We start from the raw sequence: 1,024 nt of genomic DNA, 5'->3' as shown, positions 1-1,024 counted from the left end.
GTATAACAATAAGATCACAACCACTAACTCTTGATGACTTGATAGCAGTTCGATAAAAATCTTCTATGATATTACAATATGAATAGAAGGAATTAATATTGCTTTTACCTTTTCCTAAACAACTAAGTTTTATCTTTGTTAAAAAAAACAAATATATTTTCTTCAACGTCATAGTAATTATACTTTTAACTAACATGATAATACCATAATAGGGTGCTTAAGCACCCTAACTATTACTAAATTTCAAACTGAGACTTATTAGGAAAATAATCATTCAAAAAAACTAATGATTCTCTATTCCACAATTCGTTCTGTTCACTTTCTGCACCGTCATTTATACAAAAAGAAATAAATCTTTGACTACATTTTCGATTACGTAAGTTCTCATAAATAGCAACAAATTTTTGTGTATCTTTAATTAACCTTGATGGCGTAGGGTCGTAAACACCATAACCTTTAAAATACACATAATGACTGAATAAGAAGCTAGTTACCGATATATCTGAAACATGCCTAAACTTATTGCTTGAAGTTCTATCAAAGTCAATTTTAAAATCTACTTCCATTTCTTCAAGTATATCTTTTCTTAAAGCATTAGGGGAGTGAGTATGAAGCTGAGTTGGAATTTTCCCAAACTTTGAAAAAATCAACTTCTGTCCATTTCTAGCTGCATTCAAATAATCTGGTTCTGATTCATCAATATTAGCATTAACACTTCCGTATGATTCTAATTTAACTTTACACAAGCCATTAGAGTAAAAGAAATCAGACTTTTTTGTTAAACGAGCGAGTATTACGTCATCATTTGCATAAACAAAAAAGTTTGATAACCCAGGTATTTTATGTAATTTTGACTCTATCGCGTGCGAACTAAATGTAGGTAATTCATGATCTTCAAATATATCTTCATGATAAACCCAATTTATTTTCACATTGTTCATATCTAACCAAGCCGGCGGTTTGCAGTTACTAACAATAAATATTTTTCTTACCCATGGCGCATATTCTTCTAATGATCTTAAAT

At 29.7% G+C, this 1,024-nt stretch carries 1 protein-coding gene; it reads right to left on the bottom strand.

Annotated elements, in window-relative coordinates:
* Positions 1-236: 236 nt before the first annotated feature.
* Positions 237-1,024: stealth conserved region 3 domain-containing protein (locus L4D09_RS28780; RefSeq protein ID WP_428460950.1), on the bottom strand; the 788-nt coding region annotated here is incomplete at its 5' end.

Source organism: Photobacterium makurazakiensis, assembly GCF_050336715.1.
In the GTDB taxonomy this organism is placed as follows: domain Bacteria; phylum Pseudomonadota; class Gammaproteobacteria; order Enterobacterales; family Vibrionaceae; genus Photobacterium; species Photobacterium makurazakiensis.
This window is presented reverse-complemented; position numbering and strand designations above follow the sequence as displayed.